The sequence below is a fragment of the Rhodoferax sp. genome (genome assembly GCF_037143375.1).
GTDB lineage: Bacteria > Pseudomonadota > Gammaproteobacteria > Burkholderiales > Burkholderiaceae_C > Rhodoferax.
The window spans coordinates 1-21,409 of the sequence record NZ_JBAWYV010000008.1 but is presented as its reverse complement, the minus strand read 5'-3'; the positions used below and the strand labels follow the sequence as shown (position 1 = coordinate 21,409).

General features: G+C 59.0%; 18 protein-coding genes and 1 pseudogene. 14 read left to right on the top strand and 5 right to left on the bottom strand.

Annotated elements, in window-relative coordinates; translation table 11 throughout:
* Positions 1-62: 62 nt before the first annotated feature.
* The 11 genes and pseudogenes from ntrB to WCG50_RS02465 all read left to right on the top strand — a co-directional run bounded on the left by ntrB (position 63) and on the right by WCG50_RS02465 (position 12,613).
* On the top strand, positions 63-998 hold the full coding sequence (gene ntrB / locus WCG50_RS02515) for a nitrate ABC transporter permease (protein ID WP_336897988.1): 936 nt from the start codon (positions 63-65) through the stop codon (positions 996-998).
* Complete coding sequence (locus WCG50_RS02510; protein WP_336897987.1) at positions 995-1,819, top strand: ABC transporter ATP-binding protein; 825 nt, start codon at positions 995-997, stop codon at positions 1,817-1,819. Before ntrB ends, WCG50_RS02510 begins: the two co-directional genes overlap by 4 nt.
* 22 nt (positions 1,820-1,841) lie before the next feature.
* Positions 1,842-4,313: a nitrite reductase large subunit NirB gene (nirB, locus tag WCG50_RS02505; RefSeq protein ID WP_336897986.1), complete on the top strand. Its 2,472-nt coding sequence runs from the start codon at positions 1,842-1,844 to the stop codon at positions 4,311-4,313.
* 86 nt (positions 4,314-4,399) lie between these two features.
* On the top strand, positions 4,400-4,786 hold the full coding sequence (gene nirD / locus WCG50_RS02500; protein ID WP_336897985.1) for a nitrite reductase small subunit NirD: 387 nt from the start codon (positions 4,400-4,402) through the stop codon (positions 4,784-4,786).
* 23 nt (positions 4,787-4,809) lie between these two features.
* Entirely contained in the window at positions 4,810-7,650 is a 2,841-nt protein-coding gene (locus tag WCG50_RS02495; RefSeq protein ID WP_336898027.1) for a molybdopterin-dependent oxidoreductase, read from the top strand.
* A 32-nt stretch (positions 7,651-7,682) separates the two neighbouring features.
* A complete protein-coding gene (locus WCG50_RS02490; RefSeq protein ID WP_336897984.1) occupies positions 7,683-8,579 on the top strand; it encodes a type IV pili methyl-accepting chemotaxis transducer N-terminal domain-containing protein in 897 nt (298 codons plus the stop codon).
* Between the two features lie 6 nt (positions 8,580-8,585).
* Complete coding sequence (gene ybiB, locus WCG50_RS02485) at positions 8,586-9,500, top strand: DNA-binding protein YbiB (protein ID WP_336897983.1); 915 nt, start codon at positions 8,586-8,588, stop codon at positions 9,498-9,500.
* The gene (cobA, locus tag WCG50_RS02480; RefSeq protein ID WP_336897982.1) at positions 9,497-10,300 is read left to right on the top strand and encodes a uroporphyrinogen-III C-methyltransferase; all 804 of its coding nucleotides are present in this window, start codon (positions 9,497-9,499) and stop codon (positions 10,298-10,300) included. Before ybiB ends, cobA begins: the two co-directional genes overlap by 4 nt.
* Positions 10,301-10,325: 25 nt before the next feature.
* A pseudogene (locus tag WCG50_RS02475) lies at positions 10,326-11,597 on the top strand (NAD(P)/FAD-dependent oxidoreductase); the annotation flags it as partial.
* A 174-nt stretch (positions 11,598-11,771) separates the two neighbouring features.
* On the top strand, positions 11,772-11,984 hold the full coding sequence (gene rpsU / locus WCG50_RS02470) for a 30S ribosomal protein S21 (protein WP_011465162.1): 213 nt from the start codon (positions 11,772-11,774) through the stop codon (positions 11,982-11,984).
* Between the two features lie 167 nt (positions 11,985-12,151).
* Positions 12,152-12,613, top strand: a complete 462-nt coding sequence (locus WCG50_RS02465) for a GatB/YqeY domain-containing protein (RefSeq protein WP_336897981.1) — start codon at positions 12,152-12,154, stop codon at positions 12,611-12,613.
* Here WCG50_RS02465 and pmbA read toward each other — a convergent pair whose 3' ends face one another.
* Positions 12,614-14,008 carry a metalloprotease PmbA gene (pmbA, locus tag WCG50_RS02460; protein ID WP_336897980.1) on the bottom strand — a complete coding sequence of 465 codons (1,395 nt, stop codon included), beginning with the start codon at positions 14,006-14,008 and terminating at the stop codon, positions 12,614-12,616. It lies immediately after the preceding gene.
* A gap of 62 nt (positions 14,009-14,070) precedes the next feature.
* On the opposite strand from pmbA, the gene yjgA reads away from it, so the two are divergent.
* Positions 14,071-14,685, top strand: coding sequence for a ribosome biogenesis factor YjgA (gene yjgA, locus WCG50_RS02455; protein WP_336897979.1), 615 nt, complete (start codon positions 14,071-14,073; stop codon positions 14,683-14,685).
* A gap of 22 nt (positions 14,686-14,707) precedes the next feature.
* Positions 14,708-15,313 (top strand): molybdopterin adenylyltransferase, encoded by a 606-nt coding sequence (gene mog / locus WCG50_RS02450; RefSeq protein ID WP_336897978.1) that lies wholly within the window; start codon positions 14,708-14,710, stop codon positions 15,311-15,313.
* A 57-nt stretch (positions 15,314-15,370) separates the two neighbouring features.
* Here mog and cysE read toward each other — a convergent pair whose 3' ends face one another.
* Both cysE and WCG50_RS02440 read right to left on the bottom strand, forming a co-directional pair.
* Positions 15,371-16,144: a serine O-acetyltransferase gene (gene cysE, locus WCG50_RS02445; protein WP_336897977.1), complete on the bottom strand. Its 774-nt coding sequence runs from the start codon at positions 16,142-16,144 to the stop codon at positions 15,371-15,373.
* A gap of 9 nt (positions 16,145-16,153) precedes the next feature.
* Positions 16,154-17,044, bottom strand: a complete 891-nt coding sequence (locus WCG50_RS02440; RefSeq protein WP_336897976.1) for an RNA methyltransferase — start codon at positions 17,042-17,044, stop codon at positions 16,154-16,156.
* A 139-nt stretch (positions 17,045-17,183) separates the two neighbouring features.
* Between WCG50_RS02440 and WCG50_RS02435 the strand changes: the two genes are divergently transcribed.
* A complete protein-coding gene (locus tag WCG50_RS02435) occupies positions 17,184-18,119 on the top strand; it encodes an inositol monophosphatase family protein (protein ID WP_336897975.1) in 936 nt (311 codons plus the stop codon).
* Between the two features lie 31 nt (positions 18,120-18,150).
* Here the strand turns inward: WCG50_RS02435 and WCG50_RS02430 are convergent, their stop codons facing one another.
* The gene (locus WCG50_RS02430; RefSeq protein ID WP_336898026.1) at positions 18,151-19,761 is read right to left on the bottom strand and encodes an EAL domain-containing protein; all 1,611 of its coding nucleotides are present in this window, start codon (positions 19,759-19,761) and stop codon (positions 18,151-18,153) included.
* A 19-nt stretch (positions 19,762-19,780) separates the two neighbouring features.
* Positions 19,781-21,106 carry a PAS domain S-box protein gene (locus tag WCG50_RS02425; RefSeq protein ID WP_336897974.1) on the bottom strand — a complete coding sequence of 442 codons (1,326 nt, stop codon included), beginning with the start codon at positions 21,104-21,106 and terminating at the stop codon, positions 19,781-19,783.
* Between the last annotated feature and the right edge of the window lie 303 nt (positions 21,107-21,409).

Below are 21,409 nucleotides of genomic sequence, written 5' to 3'. Positions count from 1 at the left end.
ACCGCCCTCACCCCCAACCCTCTCCCACAAGGAGAGGGCGCTAACCCCCTCAGGAGAACACCATGACCAGCGCCGTTTTTCATTCCCCGCTCGAAAATCCGGTGGCGCCGACAACGCCTGCCGCCGACATCAGTCAGAAAAAAACAGCCGGTGGCGAGCATCACCAACGAGCACGAGGCCGCGACTTCGTGGCTGTGGCGGTCAAGCAGTCGTATGACCGACGCGCTTTCTGGCTGGCGGTGCTGCCGCCGATTTTCGGCTTGATGCTGCTGATTGGCGTCTGGGCGCTGGTGTCGATCTCGACTGCCAGCAGCATCCCGTCGCCGACCGAGACCTTCAAACAAGCGGTCATCATTTTCAGTGACCCGTTCTACCGCAAAGGCCCGAACGACCAAGGCGTGGGCTGGAACATTCTGGCCTCGCTGGAGCGTGTGGCGGTCGGCTTTGGTTTGGCGGCAGCGGTCGGTATTCCGGTTGGTTTCATGGTCGGCCGGTTTGAGTTTTTGAGCCGCATGTTTAACCCACTCATCAGCCTGTTGCGCCCGGTGTCCCCACTGGCCTGGTTGCCGATTGGCTTGCTGGTTTTTAAAGGCGCCAACCCGGCAGCGATCTGGACGATTTTTATCTGCTCGATCTGGCCCATGATCATCAACACCGCGGTCGGTGTGCAACGTGTGCCGCAGGATTACATGAACGTGGCGCGGGTGCTGAACCTGTCCGAATGGAAGATCGTCACCAAGATTTTGTTCCCCTCGGTGCTGCCCTACATGCTGACCGGCGTGCGCCTCGCGGTCGGCACCGCGTGGTTGGTGATCGTCGCCGCAGAAATGTTGACCGGCGGCGTCGGCATCGGCTTCTGGGTGTGGGACGAGTGGAACAACCTGAACGTCAAAAACATCATCATCGCCATCTTTGTGATTGGCATCGTCGGCCTGATTCTGGAATACGCCCTGATCAAAATCGCCACCGCATTCACGTTTGAAGAGGTCAAGTCATGAACACCAATTACATTGAAATCTCTGGCGTTGAGCAAGTTTTTAAGACCCGAAAAGGTCCCTTCTGCGCGTTGCAATACGTGAACCTGAATGTGGCCAAAGGCGAGTTCGTGGCGCTCATCGGCCACTCAGGTTGCGGCAAGTCCACCTTGCTGAACCTGATTGCGGGTTTGACCCTGCCTACGCAGGGCCACTTGCTCTGTGCCAACCGCGAAATCGCTGGCCCTGGCCCTGAGCGGGCGGTGGTGTTTCAGAACCATTCTCTCTTGCCCTGGTTGACCTGCTTCGAGAACGTGTACCTCGGCATTGAGCGCGTCTTTGGTGCGGCCAACAAAACCACTGGCGCCTCGTCCGAGAACAAAGCCCAGCTCAAGACCCGCACCGATGCCGCGCTGGCCTTGGTCGGTTTGACCGCTGCCGCGCAAAAACGCCCTGGCGAAATCTCGGGCGGCATGAAACAGCGCGTCGGCATTGCCCGGGCCCTGGCGATGGAACCCAAAGTGCTGCTGATGGACGAGCCCTTTGGAGCGCTCGACGCCCTAACCCGCGCCAAACTGCAAGACGAGTTGCTGCAAATCGTCGCCAAGACCCAAAGCACGGTTGTGATGGTGACGCACGATGTGGACGAAGCGGTGCTGCTGTCAGACAAGATTGTGATGATGACCAACGGCCCCAGCGCCACCATCGGCGAGGTGCTCAGCGTCGATCTGCCACGCCCGCGCAACCGGGTGGAGTTGGCCGACAGCGCCCAGTACCTGCACTACCGCAAGGCCGTGATTGACTTTCTCTACACGCGCCAGTCGCATGTAGAGAAAGCTGCGTAACCAACACCGAACAGGAACCATCATGGACATGCGCGCAGCCCCCAAAACCAAACAAAAACTCGTCATGATTGGCAACGGCATGGCCGGTGTCCGCACGCTCGAAGAGCTGCTGAAAATAGCGCCCGACCTGTACGACATCACCGTCTTTGGCGCCGAGCCACACCCCAACTACAACCGGATTTTGTTGTCGCCCGTGCTGGCTGGCGAGCAGACCATTGACGAGATCATTTTGAACTCATGGGACTGGTACAAAGACAACAGCATCACCCTCCATGCAGGCTGGAAAGTCACCGAAGTGGACCGCATCAAGCGCCTGGTGCATGCCACCAACGCAACGGGCGAAACCATCAGCACCGGGTACGACCGCCTGCTGATGGCCACCGGCTCTACTCCTTTCATCCTGCCCATTCCCGGCAAGGATTTGGCAGGCGTGATTGCCTACCGTGACATTGCCGATACCAACGCGATGATCGACGCTGCGACCAAATACCAGCACGCGATCGTCATTGGTGGCGGCTTGCTCGGACTCGAAGCAGCCAACGGTCTGATGCTGCGTGGCATGACGGTGAGCGTGGTGCATGTGATGCCGACCCTGATGGAGCGCCAACTGGACAGCGTGGCCGGCAAACTGCTGCAAAAATCTCTGGAAGAACGCGGCCTGAAATTCCTGTTGGGCGCACAGACACAAGAGTTGGTGGGCGGGCCGGAGGGTCGCGTCACCGCCATCAAATTCAAGGACGGCACCGTGGCGCCCGCCGACCTGGTGGTGATGGCCGTGGGCATTCGTCCCAACACCGCATTGGCCGAGTCCATGCGCTTGCACTGCAACAAGGGCATTGTCGTCACCGACACGCTGCAAACCGTGACCGATGCCCGCATCTACTCGGTCGGCGAATGTGCGGCGCACCGCGGCATAGCCTACGGGCTGGTCGCGCCTTTGTTTGAACAGGCCAAAGTAGCGGCCAACCACCTGGCCGAGTTCGGCATTGGTCGCTACCTGGGCTCGCTGACTTCGACCAAACTCAAGGTCACCGGCATTGATTTATTCAGCGCTGGCGAGTTCATGGGCGGCGAGAACACCGAAGAAATCGTGATGAGCGACCCGTTTGCGGGCGTCTACAAAAAGCTGGTCATCAAGGACGATAAGTTGATCGGCGCCTGCCTCTACGGCGACACGGTGGACGGCAGCTGGTACTTCAAATTGTTGCGCGATGGCCGCTCAATTTCTGACATCCGCGACAAGCTGATGTTTGGCGAGTCCAACATCGGCGATGTCGGCCACCAAGGCCACAACAAGGCCGCAGCCATGGCGGACAGCGACGAAGTTTGCGGTTGTAACGGCGTCACCAAAGGCACCATCTGCAAAGCGATCAAGGACAAAGGGCTGTTCACGCTGGACGAAGTGCGCAAGCAGACCAAAGCCAGCGCATCGTGCGGCTCCTGCACCGGGCTGGTGGAGCAACTGCTGATGTTCACGGCGGGTGGCGACTACTCGGCCACGCCCAAGACCAAGGCCCTATGCGCCTGCACCGACCACGGCCATCAGGCGGTGCGCGAAGCCATTCGAAACAACAAGCTGCTGACTATCGACAGCGTCTATAAATTCATGGTATGGAAGACGCCCAACGGCTGCCCAAGCTGCCGCCCGGCGGTCAACTACTACGTCACCAGCAGCTGGCCCAAACTTGCGAAGGACGACCCGCAAAGCCGCGCCATCAACGAGCGCAGCCACGCCAATATCCAGAAGGACGGCACCTACTCCGTCATCCCGCGCATGTGGGGCGGTGAGACGAACGCCAGCGAACTGCGCCGCATTGCCGACGTGGTGGAGAAGTACAACATTCCTACGGTCAAGGTCACCGGCGGCCAGCGCATCGACTTGCTGGGGGTGAAGAAGGAAGATTTACAAAACGTCTGGAAAGACATCGGCATGCCTTGCGGCCACGCCTACGCCAAAGCACTGCGCACGGTCAAAACCTGCGTCGGCTCGGAATGGTGCCGCATGGGCACGCAAGACAGCACGCAAATGGGCAAGGACCTGGAGCGCGCCATGTGGCGCATGTATGCCCCGCACAAAGTCAAATACGCGGTCAGCGGTTGCCCGCGCAATTGCGCCGAGGCCGGCATCAAGGACGTCGGCATCATCGGCGTCGACAGCGGCTGGGAGATGTATGTGGCGGGCAATGGCGGCATCAAAACCGAAGTGGCGCACTTCTTCGTCAAGCTCAAAACCAGTGCCGAAGTACTGGAGTTCACCGGCGCGTTCATTGAGTTGTACCGGCAAGAGGGCTGGTACCTGGAACGCACCGTGCATTACGTGAACCGCGTCGGTCTGGACTACGTCAAGAAGAAGATTCTGGACGACCACGAAGGCCGCCAAGCGCTGTGGGAGAACCTGCAGTTTGCACTGGACGGCGAGCCCGATCCGTGGTTTGAGTTCGACAAAGCCGAGGTCGATACCCGGCAGTTCGACAAGCTGGCGATCCCGGCCTGAACGCTATATATTTATAAGAAATAAGCCTCTAGCCCCCGTATTACTTGCGCAAGAAGCTATAAAAAATATAGCAGAAAGATTGACAAATGAGCAACTGGAAAAAAATCTGTCTGGTATCGGATATCCCGGTTTTGGGTGCCCGCTGTGTGGCGCGTCCGCAAGGCATGGACGTGGCGGTGTTTCGCAACGCCCAGGACGAGGTGTTTGCCCTGCTCGACCGCTGCCCGCACAAGGGCGGCCCGTTGTCGCAAGGCATTGTGTTTGGCAGCAGCGTGGCCTGCCCGCTGCACAACTGGAACATAGGCATGTGCACCGGCCAGGCAGCAGCGCCTGACGAGGGCTGCACGCCCAAATTCAGCGTGAAGGTGGAAGACGGTGCGGTGCTGCTGGATGCGCATGAACTCGCCAGCCACGCGCTGGACCTCACGACGCCCACCGCCGGGCCGGCTTGCAAAGCAGCGTTGACGACCTGACCCACACGCTGATGAAGGCTGCCATGATGGAAACCAAATCTACCTGCCCCTACTGCGGCGTCGGCTGCGGCGTTGTCATCGAAACCGCTGGCAACCAGATCACCGGGGTGCGCGGCGACCCCGATCACCCGGCCAACTTCGGGCGACTCTGCACCAAGGGCGCCACGCTGCACCTCACAGCCAGCGCCAGCGTCTCGCAGCAAACCCGGTTGCTACAACCGATGCGCCGCCTGCAACGCGGCGTGGCACCGCAGCGCCTCGGTTGGGACGCCGCGCTGAACCTGGCCACCGACAAATTCAGCCAAGTCATCACCGAACACGGCCCCGATGCGGTGGGTTTCTACATCTCTGGCCAGTTGCTGACCGAGGACTACTACGTCTTCAACAAACTGGCCAAAGGCCTGATCGGCACCAACAACATCGACAGCAATTCGCGTCTGTGCATGAGCAGCGCGGTGGCTGGCTACAAGCAGACGCTGGGCATGGATTCGCCCCCCACCTGCTACGACGATGTGAACCATGCAGGCACGATTTTTATCGTCGGCTCCAACACCGCCTACGCGCACCCGATCCTGTTTCGCCGCATCGAAGATGCCCGCCGCGCCAACCCCGCTTTGAAAATTGTGGTGTGCGATCCGCGCCGAACCGACACCTCCGAGATTGCTGATTTATTTCTACCCATCCAACCCGGCACCGACGTGATGCTGTTCAACGGCATGCTGCACATCATGCTGTGGGAAGGCTGGATAGACACCGCCTATCTGGGCGCCCACACCACGGGTTTTGATGCTCTCAAAGCCACCGTGCGAGACTGCACGCCGGAAGTGGTGGCGCAAACCTGCGGCATCGCCAAAGAAGATTTATTCAAGGCGGCTCAACTGTTTGCAGGGCTGCAGGGCACAGCCAATTTGCCAGATGGCACGCAAGGCACCAGCTTTGCAAATACCAGCCGCACACCGACCCTCAGCCTCTACTGCCAGGGCCTGAACCAGTCCAGCAGCGGCACCGCCAAAAACACCGCGCTGATCAACCTGCACCTCGCCACCGGGCAGATCGGCAAACCCGGCGCCGGACCCTTTTCACTGACCGGCCAGCCCAACGCCATGGGCGGACGCGAAGTTGGCGGCATGGCCAACCTGCTGTCCGCGCACCGCGACCTGAGCAACCCTGTGCACCGCGCCGAAGTGGCGGCGCTGTGGGGTATCCCCGACGTGCCCGCCAAACCGGGAAAAACGGCGATTGAGATGTTCCAGGCCGCCGCCGATGGCGAGATCAAAGCGCTGTGGATTGCCTGCACCAACCCCGCGCAATCCATGCCCGACCAGACCACCGTGCGCCGTGCTTTGGCGCGCGCCGAGTTCGTGGTGGTGCAAGAAGCCTTCGCCACCACGGCCACTTGTCGCTACGCTGACCTGTTGCTGCCCGCGACCACCTGGGGCGAAAAAGAAGGCACGGTGACCAATAGCGAACGCCGCATCTCCCGCGTGCGCGCCGCCGTGAGCGCCCCCGGCCAAGCACGCCACGACTGGCAAATCGGTGTCGACTTTGCACACCGGCTCGAAGCCATGGGGATCGGACCGAAGCACACCCTTTTTCCCTACCCAACCCCGGAATCCATCTGGCACGAGCACCGCGAATCGACCCGGGGCCGCGACCTCGACATCACCGGCCTGAGTTACGCCGCGCTGGAGGACTCACCCCAACAATGGCCGATGCCCGAAGGCGCAAGCCACGGCCAACCAAGGCTATACCAAGACTGTATTTTCCCCACCCCCGACGGCCGCGCCCGCTTCATCAACGCCACCTACCAACCGGTGGCCGAGCCGCGTGAGTCACGCTACCCGTTCTCGCTGACCACCGGGCGCCTGCGCGACCAGTGGCACGGCATGAGCCGCACTGGCACGCTGGGCAAGCTGTTTGGTCACGTCAGCGAACCAGCGCTGCAAATGAACCCGCAAGACATGGCACGCCGCCTTTTAAAAGAGGGCGATTTGGTGCACCTCACCAGCAAGCGCGGCTCCATTCTGGTGCCGGTGCAAGCCAGCCCGGAACTGGGCATGAGCCAGGTCTTCATGGCGATGCACTGGGGCGAGGAATACATCAGTGGTATCAGCGCCACCGGCCAGCGGTTGGCGGGCGTCAACGCGCTCACGACCTCGGCCTTTTGCCCGGTCTCCAAACAGCCTGAGTTCAAACACGCCGCCGTCAAGGTCCTGAAGGCCGAACTGCCCTGGTCGCTGCTGGCCGTGGCCTGGCTGCCGGGCGACCATGTGCTGGCCGCGCACTCCGAGCTCAAGCCCTTGATGGCGCAGTTTTCTTTCGCAAGTTGTGTGCCTTTCTCCAGCCCCACGTCAGAGCGAACCGGCCTGTTGTTTCGCGCCAGTCACACCGAGGCACCAGACGACGCGCTGCTGGCGCAGATCGAATCGCTATTGAATCTGGACAACCCTTATGTGGTCCGCTACGCCGACAAAAAACGGGGACAGCGCCGGGCCGCGCTGCTGCAACGGGGCGAGGACCACGCCACGCTGGAAGGTTTCCTGTTGGCCGGAGACACCCGTGCTCAAGGCTGGATCACCACGCTGCTGCAAGACGAGCTGCCGGCCCAAGACTATGGCCGCGCCCTGCTCCTGCCCGGTGCCAATCCACCGGTGCAAGTGGTATCGCGCGGCAAGTCCGTGTGTGCTTGCTTCAACGTGACCGATATGGCGATTGAGGCGCACCTGGACCAAGCCCAGGGCTCAGCCCCCGAACGCCTTGCCTCCCTGCAAAGCGCACTGAAATGCGGCACCCATTGCGGCTCCTGTGTGCCGCAACTGCAGCGAATGGTAAAGGCCTGCATCGCGGCACCCCAAACCGCCTGAGTGCAGGGCATTCAGGGTTGCATAAACCGTGAATGCCCTTGTTCTACTTCATGGAAAACACGGTGCATACCCCGGACAATCCGGTTCACGCCAAGTCAGCCCCGTGCCGGGATGCCCCCGGATTAACCGAGATCATTTCCATGACCCTGAAATTGAACCGCAGAATATTCGTAGCCTGGGCTGCCTCGACGGCCTTGGCGGCACCGGCTCAGGTAAGCGACATGAACGACGCCATCAACAAGGCCGGACGCCAACGCATGCTGTCACAGCGCATGGCCAAAGCCTATTTATGCCTGGGCCAACAAGTCCAAGTCCCCGCCGCCGCCAAGGTACTGGACCAGTCCCTGGCCCTTTTTGACCGGCAGTTGGTTGAGCTCAAGTCCTTCGCCCCAGCCGGCCCGGTGCGCGACACCTACACCCAGCTTGAAAGCGAGTGGTCGGTCTACAAATCACTGTTGGTGGGCACCACGCCTGCAGCCACTAAAGCCGCAGAACTGTTAGTGCAGGACGCGAAGGTGCTGGCGCTGGCCAACAAGGGCACCGGGCTGTTGGAGCAAATGTCGGGCAAGCCGGTCGGTAAATTGGTCAACATCGCGGGGCGCCAGCGCATGCTGTCGCAACGCATGGCCAAGTACTACCTGTCGATGGCCTGGAAGATTGACACCACCACCTCGAGCGCGGAATTGAGCAAAGCCCGCACTGAGTTCGTCGCAGCACTTGAAACCTTGCGCAACGCGCCAGAAGCGAGCGCCGAGATCAAGCAGGAGCTGGTGCTGGCGGATGCGCAATGGCTGTTTTTCGACACCACCCTGAAGACCCACGCCACAAGTAATGGACGGGGAGCCAGCGATGTCTTTGTGACCAGCGAAAATCTGCTTCAGGTCATGGACAAAGTAACCACTTTGTACGCCCGTATCAACAAGTCATAGGAACACATGGGCATCAGTCACTACATCAAGGAAATTGGGCGCGGCAAAGACGGCGCCCGTTCTCTCAGCCGCGAACAAGCCGCAGACCTGTTCGGGCAAGTGCTCGACGGCTCGGTGACTGATTTTGAAATAGGCGCCTTTTGCGTGGCCATGCGCATCAAAGGCGAAACGCCTGAAGAGATGGCCGGTTTTCTGGACGCCACCCATGCCCGGCTGCACAAAATCCCGACACAAGGCCGCACTGCCGTGGTGCTGCCAAGCTACAACGGTGCACGCAAACTGCCGGTGCTCACGCCCTTGCTGGCCTTGCTGCTGGCACGCGAAGGCCTGCCGGTGGTGGTGCACGGCATGGCGACTGAATCCAGCCGGGTTTCAACACAAAATGTGCTTCTAGCCCTTGCCGTACCTGCGCAAGTAGCTATTGAAAAAGTAGCACCTGGCACGGTGAAATTTGTGCCCTCAGGCCTGTTACTCCCCGGATTGCAGCGCTTGCTGGACGTGCGCCGCGTGATTGGCCTGCGCAACCCGGCGCACAGTCTGGTCAAGCTGATGAACCCCTGCGAAGTTTCGGCCGTGGTGGTGAGCAGCTACACGCACCCGGAATATGCCGAGTCGATGACTGCCACCTTCCGTCTGGTGCATGCCACTGCCCTGCTGCTGCGCGGCACCGAAGGCGAACCAGTGGCCGATGCCCGCCGCACGCCTGCGATGGACGCTTTTTATGACGGTCAGGCCACCCGCGTGCAAGAGGCACAAAGTGGCTCGCTTACCAGTGTGCCGGGCCTGCCCGCGCCGGATGCCCAGAGCACTGCGACCTGGATAAAAGCGGTGTTGGACGGGCAAGAACCAATTCCAGCCCCCATCGCCTTGCAAGTGGCACACATCGTGCAACTGTCCCAGCAAAAGAGGACGACACCATGACACAAAAAATACCACCCGCCCAGGTCCAAGGCCAAGGCAGCTGCACGCTCGTCGGCGCGGGCCCGGGCGACCCCGAGTTGCTCACCATCAAGGCCCTGAAAGCGATCCAGATAGCCACCGTGCTGCTGGTGGACGACCTGGTCAGCGAAGCCATCGTGGCACTCGCCTCGCCCAAGGCCCGCATCATCCATGTGGGCAAGCGCGGCGGCTGCAAGTCAACCCCGCAAGCCTTTATCGAGAAGCTGACCATCATGGCCGTGCGCGAAGGCGAAACCGTGGTGCGTCTCAAAGGCGGCGACCCGTTTGTCTTTGGCCGTGGCGGTGAAGAGGTTGAACATTTGCAAGCCGCAGGCATTGAAGTCACCGTGGTCAACGGCATCACTGCTGGCCTAGCCGCCATGACCTCGCTGGGCGTGCCCCTCACCCACCGAGAACACGCTCACGGCGTGGTGTTTGTAACCGGCCACGCCAAGCCCGGATCGACCGGCACCGACTGGAAAGCACTCTCCGCCACCGCCCACCAGGCCCGCCTTACGCTGGTTATTTACATGGGCGTGAGCGGTGCCGCCCACATCCAGAGCGAGTTGCTGCACGGTTTGCCCGGCAGCACGCCAGTTGCCGTCATCCAGAGCGCCAGCCTGGCGACTCAGCACCATGCGGTCTGCACACTGGGTGAGTTGTGCGCCACCATTGAGCGTGAAGACCTCGCCAGCCCCAGCGTGATTGTGGTGGGCGATGTATTGAAGGGCCTGCTCGCCTTGCAGCAGCCACTGCAAACGCTTCAAACGGCTTACGCCTGAGCGAAGCCCGGCCGGGGCAGCGGCGTCTAAACTTCGCCCCATGCAAAATTTTGATGTGGTGATTGTGGGCGCCGGTGCGGCCGGTTTGTTCTGTGCGGGCGTGGCGGGGCAACTCGGCCTGAAGGTGCTGGTGATCGACCACAGCGACAAGGTGGCTGAAAAAATCCGCATCTCAGGCGGTGGTCGCTGCAACTTCACCAACCGGGGCACCACGCCGGCCAACTTTCTGGGCGACAACCCTAACTTTTGCCGCTCGGCCCTGTCGCGCTACACACCGCGCGACTTTGTCGCCCTGCTGGATAAACACCAGATCCCGTTCCATGAAAAGCACAAAGGCCAGCTGTTTTGCGACCGCTCCGCCGAAGACATCATCCAGATGCTGCTGGCCGAATGCGCTGCCGGCGGCGTCACGCGCTGGCAGCCCTGCAGCGTTAAAAATATAAGGTTTTTGGCCTCTAGCCCAAGTGGATCCAGCGCAAGCAGCTATGAAATCGATAGTTCCATGGGAACCATCCAATGCGCTGCCGTTGTGATCGCCACCGGGGGTTTGGCGATTCCGAAAATTGGCGCCACTGATTTCGGCTACCGCATCGCCCGCCAGTTTGAGCTGCCCGTGGTCACGCCGCGCCCGGCGCTGGTACCCCTGACTTTTGATGACGCAGCCTGGGCGCCGTTTGCCTCCTTGTCGGGTTTGTCGCTGCCAGTGCAAATTGCCACCGGCACCAAGAAAACCAGCACCACTTTCTCGGAAGACCTGCTGTTCACCCACCGCGGTTTGAGTGGCCCCGGCGTGCTGCAAATATCGAGTTACTGGCAGACCGGCACGCCAATTCGCCTGAATCTGGCGCCGGGCACGGAGGTGAGTCAACTCCTGAGTCAAGCCAAATCCATCTCACGCAAGCTGATTGCCAACGAACTGGCCGCGCTGGTGCCGTCCCGTTTGGCCGACACCTGGGTCGCACAAGGCGCAGCGCTGGGTCACAACTGGCAGCGCCCCATCAGCGAGGCCTCCGACAAGACCTTGAATGCACTGGCCGAGCGCCTGACGCGCTGGGAGCTCACCCCGACCGGCACCGAAGGCTACAAAAAAGCCGAAGTCACCGCCGGTGGCGTAGACACCAAAGCGCTGTCCGGGCAAACGATGGAATCCAGGCAACCCGGCCTCTATTTCATTGGCGAAGTGGTCGACGTCACGGGCTGGCTGGGCGGCTATAACTTTCAGTGGGCCTGGGCCAGCGGCTTCGCCTGCGCGCAGGGCTTGGCGGCTAAATTGCGCCCTGCTTTGGCGCCGGCCTAAAATCTGGCTTGACAAAAGTCATTTCACCCGATTGAAGTACCGCTATAATCCAAGGCTTTGCTGGCAAACCCCCGCTGCCTGATCAACTTTAAAGCGGGGAAAATCGCATGATGTTCGTCAAACGGCTCGATCTCCTTTTGATAGAAGTCTGCACAATCTGGATAACTTTACGTAATGACAACGATCCGTGTTAAAGAAAACGAACCCTTCGACGTAGCGCTTCGCCGCTTCAAACGCACCATTGAAAAATTGGGCTTGTTGACTGACTTGCGTGCGCGCGAGTTCTATGAAAAGCCAACCGCCGAGCGCAAGCGCAAGAAGGCTGCTGCCGTCAAGCGCAACTACAAGCGCATTCGCGCCATGCAGTTGCCCAAGAAGATGTACTAAAAATACATGAGCCTTGCGAGACAGACCCTCGTTACCTGTAACGAACCCGTTCTGCCCTCAACAGCTTAGAGCCTGCAAAGGCTCAAAAAAAGCCCACCGGGGACGCTCAGGTGGGTTTTTTTACGTCCTATCACTTTTCACCCCTCACGCAATAAGGACCTCTCCCAATGTCACTTAAAGACCAAGTTACCGAAGACATGAAAAACGCCATGCGTGCCAAAGACAGCGAGCGCCTGGGCACCATCCGCCTGCTGCTGGCCGCGGCCAAGCAAAAAGAAGTGGATGAACGCATCGTGGTGGACGACGTCACCATGGTCGCCATCGTAGACAAACTCATCAAGCAGCGCAAAGACTCGATCACCGCGTTCACGCTCGCCAACCGCATGGACCTGGCCGACAAGGAAGCCGCCGAGATCAAGGTGCTGGAGGTGTACTTGCCCCAGCGCCTGAGCGCCGACGAAGTGGCCACTGAAGTCAAAGCCATCGTGACGGAATTAGCCGCTGAACTAGGCCGCAACGCAGGCCCCGGCGACATGGGCAAGGTGATGGGCGCCGCCAAGGCGCGCCTGGCCGGCAAAGCTGAAATGGGTCAGATTTCAGCCGCAGTCAAAGCAGCACTCGCAGGCTAATTAGCTGCCTGCCACCTTCATGCGGTTGATCAGGATCGAACCAATGGTCTTGGCGCCGTAGTTGTAGGTGTCCGCCCCCACTGCTTTGATGCCTTTGAGCATGGCCTTCATGTTGCCGGCAATAGTGATTTCATGGACCGGATAGGCAATGCGGCCTTTTTCGACCCAGAAGCCGCTGGCGCCGCGTGAATAGTCGCCGGTGACGTAGTTCACGCCGCTGCCCATCAACTCGGTCACAAACAAACCGGTGCCGAGTTTTTCGAGCATGGCATCCAGATCGTCGCCGGGACGGGTCAGACGCGATGTCAAACTCAAATTGTGCGAACCACCCGCATTGCCGGTGGTCTTCATGCCCAGCTTGCGCGCCGAGTAGCTGCCCAGAAAGTACCCCTGCACACAACCGGCTTCGACCACTTGACGCGCCTTGACCCGGACGCCCTCGTCGTCAAACGGCGAACTGCCTTTGCCGCGTTTGACAAACGGGTCTTCCAGAATATCAATGTGCTTGGGCAACACCTGCTTGCCCAGCGAATCGAGCAAGAACGAACTCTTGCGGTACAAGGCACCGCCGCTGATGGCTTGCACAAAGCTGCCCAGCAAACCGGCCGCCAGTGGCGACTCAAACAAAATCGGGCACTCGGTGGTGGCAATCTTGCGCGACTTCAGTCGACTCAAGGCGCGCTCTGCGGCGTAGCGCCCCACGGCGACGGGGTCGGCCAGGTCATCGGCGTTGCGCATGGAGCTGTACCAGGCATCGCGCTGCATGTCGCTGCCCTTGCCAGCAATCGGTGACACCGACAGCGAATGGCGCGAACTGGCATAACCACCGCGAAAACCGCGTGTATGGGCGCTGAAAAAATGTGATTGCTGCGCCGACACGCTGGCGCCTTCGCTGTTGGTGATGCGTTTGTCGGTTTGCAGGGCAGCCGCTTCGCAGACCATGGCCAACTGGGCCGCCTGCTCGCTGTTGATGGCCCAGGGGAAGAACAGATCGAGGTCAGTACGTTGTTTGGACTCGGGTGCCACGTCTTTGGCGCTGGGCAAACCCGCCATCGGGTCGGCGGCGGTGAAACGCGCAATGTCGTAAGCAGCCTGCACCGTTTGCTGGATGGCCGCATTGGAAAAATCTGACGTACTGGCATTGCCGCGACGCTTGCCCAGGTACACCGTCACGCCCAGCGACTTGTCGCGGTTGCGCTCAACGTTCTCCAATTCCCCCTTGCGCACCGAGACGCTCAGGCCACAGCCTTCAGAGGCTTCTGCACCGGCATCGGTGGCACCCAGCTTCTTCGCATGGGCCAAGGCGGTGTCCACCAGCCCCTCAAAATAGGGGCGGCTGTAGCTGAAACCGGCGTCAGCGGTGGACGGTGTAGGGGTCGTTTTGGATTTTTTCATATCGGCGGCTATGATACTTGGCTCTGCGGCACGCTGTGCCCGTCTCTCTCATTTTCCCTACCATGTCACGCAAATTCAAAAAAGGTTACTTCGTCAGAGGTGAATTCGTCGCCGAAGGCAGCGAACGCGACCTCGAGCTCAAACGCGAACTCAAAGGCACCGACGACCAAAGCCGCACCGATCTCAAACGCGAAAGCCTGGAACTGCAAAAGCTGGGTGAAGACCTGCTGACATTGCGCGCATCCTGGATGCAGCGCCTGCCCTTGACCGAAAAACTCAAGGATGCCGTGGTCGAAGCGAACCGCATCACCAACTTTGAAGGCAAACGCCGCCAGATGCAGTTCATCGGCAAGCAAATGCGCCTGCTCGACCCCGAAACGCTGGAAATTGTGCGCGCCGCCCTGACCGATCAATTCAGTGGCTCCGCGCATGACAACCTGGTGTTGCACCTGGCCGAAACCTGGCGTGACCGCCTGCTGGCCAATGATGACGCGTTTGGTGAGTGGATTCTCAAGTGCCCCGACACCGATTCTCAGCAACTGCGCGCCCTGATTCGCCAAGCGCGTAAAGACGCTGTGCCAGAGAAACCCGGTGAGGCCGTGCGCCATGGCCGGGCGTACCGCGATATTTTTCAAATAACGCGTGAACATCTGGCGAACGAAAAACCTGCCGAGTAACTCCCTGATTCAGAAAATAGCGATGAACACACCCATCACGGCGATCTTTGACGCCGTCAAAATTGGCATCATCTCGGTCAGCGACCGCGCTTCTACCGGTGTCTACATTGACAAAGGCTTGCCCGCCCTGCAAGACTGGCTGACGCGCGCCTTGAAGAACCCGGTGCAATTTGAGCCGCGCCTGATTCCTGATGAGCAAGCCACCATCAGCGCCACCTTGATTGAACTGGTGGATGCGGGTTGCTCGCTGGTGTTGACTACCGGCGGCACCGGCCCGGCCCTGCGCGATGTGACGCCCGAGGCCACGCTGGCGGTGGCGCACAAGGAGATGCCGGGGTTTGGGGAGCAAATGCGCCAGATCAGCCTGAAGTTTGTGCCTACCGCGATTTTGTCGCGCCAAGTGGCCGTGATTCGCGACCAAAGTCTGATCATCAATCTGCCGGGACAACCGAAGGCGATTGCTGAAACTCTTGAAGGTTTGCGTGACGGCGAAGGCAAGTCGGTCATGGCCGGTATTTTTGCTGCTGTGCCCTATTGCGTCGACCTGATTGGCGGGCCGTACCTGGAAACGCATGATGAGGTGTGCAAGGCGTTCCGTCCTAAAACGGCGATTCGACAGACGCCCTGACTTGGTCAAGAAATGATGTCGGGTGACGCTGCGTTAACCCGACCTAATAGTCAGGCGTTATTTTCCGACCAGTTGATTGAGCTTATCGGCCTCAAAGTGCTCACTCAGGGCGGCATCGCCAGGCACGCAATCTGTCGCTGAGCGGTTGCCCTGTAGCGTTTCAATCGCTTTCCAGAGCAACGAAATCTGGTGCTCTTGCGAGCCAGCGTTGTCAATCAACCCGCGCATCGCCTGGCTCAACGGATCGTCATTCTGAGTGACGCCATACGCTGAAAATCCCATTTTGGAAGCCGCTTCTTCGCGCTTGACGTCCAGTTCAGCCTGAATGATGCGTGCCGGGTTGCCGACAGCGGTAGCGCCTGCAGGCACCGGCTTGGTAACCACCGCGTTGGAACCCACCTTGGCACCATCGCCCACCGTGAAGCCGCCCAGGACTTGCGCGCCCGCCCCCACCACCACGTTACACCCCAATGTCGGGTGTCGCTTGGCGCCTTTGTAGAGCGAGGTGCCGCCCAGCGTAACGCCCTGGTAAATGGTACAACCATCGCCAATTTCGGCGGTCTCACCCACCACTACGCCCATCGCATGGTCAAAGAAAACCCGCTCGCCCACCTTGGCGCCGGGATGAATTTCAATGCCGGTCAAAAAACGGGCAACATGGGAAATAAAACGGCCGAGCCATTTCAAACCATGAAGCCAGCACCAGTTGGCTTGCCGATGAAAAATCACGGCGTGCAGACCGGGATAACAGGTGAGCACCTCCCAGCGCGTGCGCGCCGCCGGGTCACGGTCAAGAATGCATTGAATGTCGGAACGGAGTCTTGAAAACATCGGCAGAGTCTAGCCTTTTGAAGGTGTTGCTGCAGGCGCCAGGGACTTTTCCGGCGCGGCCGTCTGGTCCATCATTTTGGCAATACCGCGCAAGATATGAATCTCGCCCTGTGTGAGGCCAGCCCGGTTGAACAGCTGATTCAGTCGGGGCATGAGTTTCTTGGGGGCCTGCGGGTCCAAAAAGCCAATCGAGATCAGGGCGCGTTCCCAATGCGCCAGCATGCCTGCCATTTGACTGGCATCGGCCAGCACATCAAAGCGGGCATGGCCCGTGGGCGCCTGAGCCTCCTCAAGCAACGCTGGAGGCGCAGAAGCAGGCGCAGCAAAGCCGCCCAAAGCCAGTCGCCACTCATAGGCCACGACCTGAATCGCCGCGGCCAGATTGAGCGAACCAAACTTGGGGTCGCTCGGAATGTTCAAAGCCACATGGCAGCGGTAGACGTCTTCGTTGCTCATGCCAAAACGCTCGCAACCAAACAAAAATGCGACGCCTTGTTGAACCGCAACTTCAGCACCAAGTGCGGCGCCATCCTCTGAATTATTAGCCAAATCAGCCTCTAGCCCCCGTGCTGCTTTCGTAAGTAGCTCTTTTTTAGATAGCACCTCAAAATGCTCGCGGGGCGTCACCGTGGGCGGTCCAAAGTCACGCGGCGTCATGGCGGTGGCGCACAAATGGGTCATGCCCTCAAGCGCCTCGTCCAGCGTGCCAACGATGCGCGCATTTTTGAGGACATCAAGCGCCCCACTGGCGCGCTGGATGGTTTCTTCGCGGTTCAGCACATTGGCCCAGCGCGGTGCCACCAGCACCAGATCGGTGAACCCCATCGTTTTCATGGCGCGGGCAGCCGCACCCACATTGCCGGCGTGGCTGGTGTTGATCAGGATAAAACGTGTTTGCATGGCTGAAATTTTGAGAATTGACCGGGGCGGTTAAAATCCCACCATTGTCGCTGCCCGCATCGCCGTGCAGCTCCTCCCCCTTGTTCCTGGTTCGTTGCTTGCAGACCTCACCGTCTGCATTACAAACATCTAAAAATTTATGGCATCCCCCAATCTTCACCCAATGATCAACGTGGCCGTCAAGGCTGCCCGCGCTGCAGGTTCCATCATCAACCGTGCCGCGCTCGACGTCGAAGCGGTTCGCATCTCGCAAAAGCAGGTCAACGACTTCGTCACCGAAGTGGACCAGGCCGCTGAAGCCGCCATCATCGAGACGCTGCTCACCGCTTACCCCGACCATGGCATCTGGGCTGAAGAATCTGGCCGCGAACACGGCGATCAAAGTTCAGAATTTATCTGGATCATCGATCCGCTGGACGGCACCACCAACTTCATCCACGGCTTGCCGGTGTACTGCGTCAGCATTGCACTGGCGGTCAAGGGCAAGATCGAACAAGCGGTCATTTACGACCCAAGCCGCAACGACCTGTTCACAGCCTCCAAAGGCCGGGGTGCCTACCTGAATGACCGGCGCTTGCGCGTTTCCAAACGAGTGCGCTTGCAGGAATGCCTGATTTCTACCGGCTTCCCGTTTCGTCCTGGTGACGATTTCAACACCTACCTTCTCATGATGGGCGACATGATGAAGCTCACCACCGGACTGCGTCGCCCCGGTTCTGCTGCACTGGACCTGGCCTATGTGGCTGCAGGTTATACCGATGGCTTCTTTGAGTGCGGCCTGCAACCTTGGGACGTCGCTGCGGGCTCGTTGCTGGTGACCGAGGCCGGTGGCTTGGTGGGCAACTTCTCAGGCGACTCCGACTTTCTGGAACAAAAAGAATGCATGGCCGGCGCACCCCGCATTTATGGTCAGATGGTCAGTGTCTTGGGCAAATACAGCAAGTTTGCAAGTGCTGGCGAAAAAGCCACGGTGCGCCAGACCTTGCGTTCGCCGTCAGCTCAGGCTGAAGCCGCACCGGTGGTTGACAGCCCCGACAGCGACGCTGACAACACGGCGGCTGACGCGCCGTTCTAAGACCCTGCAGCGCCTTGGCAAGGCGCTGGCGTCATAAAGTTGCTTGTGACGACAAATCACCCAATTGCAGCTGCTCAATGGGTACCGGCTTGCCAAATAAATAGCCCTGAAACAAGGTGCAGCCGTTTTGCTTCAAAAACTCGCACTGCCCCACTGTTTCTACGCCCTCGGCGACCACTTGGAATCCCAGACTTTGCCCGAGTGCCAACACAGTTCTGGCAATAGCTGCATCATTCGGGTCAGTCAACACATCACGAACAAACGACTGGTCAATCTTGAGTTGTTGCAGCGGCAGCAACTTCAGATAGGATAAGGATGAATACCCGGTTCCAAAGTCATCCAGCGAGAAACGCACGCCCACACCACGCAGTTCTGCCATACGCAAAATGGCGTCCTGCGGATCGGTGAGCAACAAACTCTCGGTGAGTTCCAGTTTCAACAGATGCGGATTAGCGCCGGTCTGGCGCAACAAGGCCAGCACTTGCGGCACAAATTCTGCGTGCCTGAACTGTCGTGCACTCACGTTTACTGCCATGGTCAGGCGCGCCGTGTCGGTCTGAGTTGACCAACTCACCAGTTGCCGACACGCCACGTCCAGCACCCAATGCCCCAACTGCAAGATCAGCCCGGTCTGCTCTGCCATGGGAATAAATTCAGCAGGAGACACCATACCGCGCCGGGGATGCTGCCACCGCACCAGCGCCTCCACCCCAACCACATGGGCACTCATGTCCACCACGGGTTGGTAAAACAAGCGCAACTCCTGGCGTTGCAGGCCTTGGCGCAATTCCATTTCAAGCGCGGTCCGCTGGGCCACCAGCGCTTGCATAGCAGGGTCAAAAAACCGCAAGGTATTGCGCCCGGCGGCCTTGGACTCGTACATAGCCAGGTCAGCCTGCTTGAGCAATTCATCCATCGATTGGTGATGCCCCTCAAACAGGGTGACCCCGATGCTGGGCGTGCTGTGGTGCTCCTGCGACCCCAGCAGGTAAACCTGATTGAGCAATGCCATGATTTTCTTGCCGACCTGCACCACCTGCGCGGTCGCAGCAGCCATGCCACTGTCCAGGTTTTGCAACATCACCACGAACTCATCACCGCCCAGGCGGGCGACGGTGTCGATCTCGCGAACGCAGGTCACAAGGCGTTGCGCCACCTGCTTGAGCAGCAAATCACCTAAATCGTGACCCTGCGTGTCGTTGAGATCCTTGAAGTTATCCAGATCGATGAATAACAAGGCGCCAGTTGCCTTTTCGCGATCGCTGACGGCGAGTGCTTTTTGCAGACGGTCCATCAACAAACGACGGTTGGGCAACTCGGTGAGCACGTCGTAAAACGCCAACTGCTCAATTTTTTCTTCGGCCTGTTTACGGGCTGAAATGTCTCGACCCACACCGCGATAACCCTTAAAGCGGCCTTCTGCGTCAAAAATGGGAGTACCACTGATGGCAACCCACATCAAGGAACCATCGGCGCGCAGCCGCTGCATCTCAAAATCATGAAAAGTTTCGTGCGCCAGCATCCCAGCCCGGTGCGCTGCCCATTGCGCCGGACTCACACCTTTGGCATCAAAGTCCCATCGTGTATTGCCGATGTAACTATCAGCGGACATGGCATTGGTCGATGTCAAATTACCGTCCACCCGCGTGAACCGGAACTGCTCATCTTGCTCCAAAAAACCAGTCTGACGAGAGTTCGGTCAGGGCCCGAAAGCGGGCTTCGCTCTCACGCAAAGTAGCCTGTGAAGCCTTGTGGTCGGTGATATCCGTGACCGAGCCGTAGGTCATGAACTGACCATCGGTTTCGCGCGCCGTAATGGCTTTGCCAAACACCACCCGAGCACTGCCGTCCTCAAACTGAAGTCTGAACTCGTGGGCCCATGTCATGCCATCGCCACGCGCATCGCTGATGGACTGAAGCACCGTGGACAAATCATCTGGATGAATACGCCGAAAAATAGACTTGGAATTGCTTTGTGCCTCTTGCGGACTTACCCGGAAGATAGACTGAACTGCTTCACTGACAAAAACAAACTCGCCGCTTTGAGCAGAGTGTTGCGAAAATTGAAACACCATTTCAGGCAAGCGACGGGTGAGCTGCTGAATCAGGTTCAGGCGGTTTTTCAAGATCTGATCGGCCAGGTACTCTTCGGTGAAATCCTGCACCACCCCTAAATCGGTGTAGGAACCATCGCTATTGGTCAGCCGGCGCATTTGGGTCCGAATCCAGTGATAGCGCTGGTCAGGAAACAGCCAGCGATAGTTCAATGTCGAGCCATCCAATGCCCGACGTTTGGCCAGGTAGGCATCCAAGTCGTCTGGATGAATACGATCCCGTGCCTCTTCGATCGGGAATATTTTTCCGCCGGGCTCTTGGGTAAGTTGGTACAGGCCCTTGGACCACATAAAAAGTGGCTCGTCGGCGGGATTGGACATCCAGTGCCCGGCCTTGGCCAAGCTCTCGACCAGCTCAAACATTTCAACTTGACGGCGGAGTTTCTCGATTGTTTGGGCCAGCACCCTTTCACCCGCCCGCAACGCCTCTTGCGCGAGTCGTTCGGAGGTCACATCATGCAGGGTCATCACGATTACGGGTTCACCCTCCATGACGACCAAAGACGCATTCAGGCGCACCAAACGCGCGGAATGGTCCTTCATCAACAAAGTGACATCCGCATCCTTGACCCGGCCACAAGTCTTCAAGGGCGCCAGCAGCAACTCAAGTGCGTCCAGTTGATCGGGCCAGTGCCCAAACTCCAACGCTGTTTGCCCGATCACATCCAGACGCGAAAAACCAGTCAACGAGACCCACTCTTCGTTGACATCAATGATTTTCCCGTCTTGCGCGCTCGCCAGCACCATCGCTTCAGGATTTTTGTGAAAGATAGTCTGAAAAAAATCGTTGGCACCAGCAACCTTATCAAGCAAGGGTGTCACCACATTGACCCCAGGAGGGTCGTTGTACGGAATTTCAGGGTTTTTCTTCACAGGTGGGTGGTCAAGGCATTGCAATATAGCGATTGCACATGATAGGGCCTGAATGTGGCACGCCCAGTTTCCTCTGGAAAAGTTTGGAAACTTCTAACATTTATCAACAAAATTGATTGCCCTAGTTGGCTTCGCCGATGGCATCACTTCTGACGTAACGGACATTATTTTTTAATTTATTGAATCTGGTAATAATGTCAGCAGAAATGAAAAAACCCTAAGTGAATCAATCACTTAGGGTTTTCATTTGGCGGAAACGGAGAGATTCGAACTCTCGAGGATATTTAACGTACCCTACTCCCT

Coding starts and splice junctions, on each gene's coding strand:
- cysE (WP_336897977.1), bottom strand. CDS start 16,144: ATGTTTTCAAGACTCCGTTCCGACATTCAATGCATTCTTGACCGTGAC.
- WCG50_RS02435 (WP_336897975.1), top strand. CDS start 17,184: ATGGCATCCCCCAATCTTCACCCAATGATCAACGTGGCCGTCAAGGCT.
- WCG50_RS02465 (WP_336897981.1), top strand. CDS start 12,152: ATGTCACTTAAAGACCAAGTTACCGAAGACATGAAAAACGCCATGCGT.
- mog (WP_336897978.1), top strand. CDS start 14,708: ATGAACACACCCATCACGGCGATCTTTGACGCCGTCAAAATTGGCATC.
- cobA (WP_336897982.1), top strand. CDS start 9,497: ATGACACAAAAAATACCACCCGCCCAGGTCCAAGGCCAAGGCAGCTGC.
- pmbA (WP_336897980.1), bottom strand. CDS start 14,008: ATGAAAAAATCCAAAACGACCCCTACACCGTCCACCGCTGACGCCGGT.
- ybiB (WP_336897983.1), top strand. CDS start 8,586: ATGGGCATCAGTCACTACATCAAGGAAATTGGGCGCGGCAAAGACGGC.
- WCG50_RS02440 (WP_336897976.1), bottom strand. CDS start 17,044: ATGCAAACACGTTTTATCCTGATCAACACCAGCCACGCCGGCAATGTG.
- yjgA (WP_336897979.1), top strand. CDS start 14,071: ATGTCACGCAAATTCAAAAAAGGTTACTTCGTCAGAGGTGAATTCGTC.
- WCG50_RS02495 (WP_336898027.1), top strand. CDS start 4,810: ATGATGGAAACCAAATCTACCTGCCCCTACTGCGGCGTCGGCTGCGGC.
- WCG50_RS02490 (WP_336897984.1), top strand. CDS start 7,683: ATGCCCTTGTTCTACTTCATGGAAAACACGGTGCATACCCCGGACAAT.
- ntrB (WP_336897988.1), top strand. CDS start 63: ATGACCAGCGCCGTTTTTCATTCCCCGCTCGAAAATCCGGTGGCGCCG.
- nirB (WP_336897986.1), top strand. CDS start 1,842: ATGGACATGCGCGCAGCCCCCAAAACCAAACAAAAACTCGTCATGATT.
- rpsU (WP_011465162.1), top strand. CDS start 11,772: ATGACAACGATCCGTGTTAAAGAAAACGAACCCTTCGACGTAGCGCTT.
- WCG50_RS02510 (WP_336897987.1), top strand. CDS start 995: ATGAACACCAATTACATTGAAATCTCTGGCGTTGAGCAAGTTTTTAAG.
- nirD (WP_336897985.1), top strand. CDS start 4,400: ATGAGCAACTGGAAAAAAATCTGTCTGGTATCGGATATCCCGGTTTTG.